This is a genomic window from Okeania hirsuta (assembly GCF_003838195.1).
In the GTDB taxonomy this organism is placed as follows: Bacteria; Cyanobacteriota; Cyanobacteriia; order Cyanobacteriales; family Microcoleaceae; genus Okeania; species Okeania hirsuta.
Genome location: NZ_RCBY01000500.1, coordinates 1 through 2,388 on the forward strand (window position 1 = coordinate 1; position 2,388 = coordinate 2,388).

The window sequence follows — 2,388 nt, forward strand, 5'->3', positions numbered from 1 at the left end:
GGGGAGTATGGGAGAAATTAAAAAATATATATCTTCACCAAAACCCATGCAGGACTACCTAAATATTTTGTTTGCCAACAGCGTCTAAATTGTTAATTCCAACAAGATTTTTTCCTAATTCATCCCACCTCCCAAGACTAAATTGTCTCGTATTAATGATAAAATCTGACATCACAATAGACTACTTTTAGGGAGAAATGTTTTGCAAATATTTGAAATTCATGGTATTGATAAAAAAAATCATAATCGTAAAATATGTATCGTTATTAGCTTGATTTTAATCAATTTATCATGTTTAAGCACTCGCCCTACTCTGGCAACAGAAGAAAAACAGGAGCTGATGGGAGAAATTCAAAAGTATGCTGAAGAATTTAGTAATTCTAAGTCTAATGACCCTATTACTCAACAAATACCTGTTTACCAACTAGATGATATTTTACCCTCCGACTGGGCTTATGAAGCATTAATAAGTTTACGCGATCGCTACGACTGTCTCTCTGGTTATCCTGACAATACTTACCGAGGCAACCGCGCCATCACCAGATATGAATTTGCAGCCGCTGTAAATGCTTGTTGGCAAACCATTGAAAGTTTCCTGGCAGAAAGTCAAGCAGAATTAATTCAACAAGACGACCTGATAGTTATCGAAAGACTTATACAAGATTTTCAGGTAGAAATAGCTAATCTGAAAGCACGCACTGAAGGTTTAGAAAATCGAGTAGATGCTTTAGAAGCGCAACAGTTTTCCACTACCACCAAATTAAACGGTCAGACAATTTTTGCAGTGAATGCTGGTGGGTTTGATGGCGATCGCCTCATTGACCCCAATGGAATAGAGCTTGCAGACGAAAATCCTCAAGCTACGTTTCTATATCGAGTAGTTTTCGATTTTGATACCAGTTTCCGAGGTACAGACTTATTAAAACTACGGGTTGATACAGGTAGTAATGGTTTTATTGATAACGCTACAGCTATACTCGAGCCCAACTTTGGTAGTATTCTAGATTTCTCCAAACGCCCCCCAGGAGATGACAATTTTGGTATTGGGAGAGCTTTCTACAGTTTTCAGGTCGTGGAAAATTTGTCTCTATCTATCGGACCGTTAATAGAAGCATTGGATTATATAGATAATAATAGTTACGCTGATTTAAGTTTTCGCGACTTTTCCACAGAAAACCTAGTTTATAACTACGTTGCATTTCCTGTTAATGGCATTGGTGGTGGAGCAATATTAGAATGGAATCCTGGTGGCAGTGCTTTCAATCTTCGTGCTTTATACATTGCCCCAGACTCAGCTAACCCTTCCCAAAACGGTCAAGGTCCGTTGCCAGTTTCTGTGTTTACATCACTACTCTATTCTGATGGCAGGGGGTCCAGGGGTCTATTTGGTTTTCATCAAGGAATGGTGGAATTTGAATATAATCCTTCGTCTAGATTTAGTCTACGTTTGCTTTACAGTGGAGGAAAAGTTTTTGCTCGCAATTTTGATGCAGTGGGGGTGAATTTTGAGTGGGGTTTTTCTAGCAAGTTTGCTGTTTTTGGTCGCTATGGGTACAGTAGCTATGACGATACAGATTTTGGAGATATTAATCCGAACTATTGGATGGCAGGTATTTCTGGATTAGATGTTTTGCAAGAAGGCGATCGCTTGGGGGTTGCAGTTGGACAGCCTTTTGTTGTGGATGACATTGGTAATTCAACTCAGACCAATTTGGAAGTTTTTTATAATTATGCAGTGAACGATAATATTCAGATTTCTCCTGTTTTGCAACTTGTTTTTGACCCTAGTAATCAAAAGAGTAATGGCACTATTTTTACTGGTACATTACGGACTGTTTTTTACTTTTGAAGTAGTCAGAAATTATTAATAGTATATCCGGTTTAATCGGTATGATAATATTTATATTCCGGCTCTAAAACCATCTTAATCCATGGCAATTCATGGCTGTAGATATGTCCAATTTAGCCCATACTACTGAAGAAAAACTATAGCGCTGTGCGCAGGCAACAGCTCCGGAAGGCAACAGCTCCGGAAGGGGGAATAAAAAGCTGATAAGATAAAACTTTTAGCTATTGGACAGTTCCTGTCATTTGTAAATATGCCAGCGCACATTGCTATATATGAGATATTTTAGCCCTAATATAGGTTTCTCAAAGGCTAAATCCCTACTACGAGCTGTAATTAGAACTATTTAACTGGACATGATATTAGATGTTTTGCAACAAGGCGATCGCTTTGGGGTAGCAGTGGAGTAGACTTTTGTTGTGAATTAAATTGTTCAACAATTAATAATTAATAATTAATTAGGGCTTGCTGATTAAATATAAAAGCATTGACATATAAAGACAAGTGCCTTTTTGGGAACGAAAAAAGTGCGCCTGTTTCAG

At 37.9% G+C, this 2,388-nt stretch carries 1 protein-coding gene; it reads left to right on the top strand.

What is annotated here, in order from left to right; genetic code table 11:
• The first annotated feature begins 202 nt into the window (after nucleotides 1–202).
• Entirely contained in the window at nucleotides 203–1,849 is a 1,647-nt protein-coding gene (locus tag D5R40_RS32235; protein WP_124144815.1) for an iron uptake porin, read from the top strand.
• The last annotated feature ends 539 nt before the right edge of the window (nucleotides 1,850–2,388 follow it).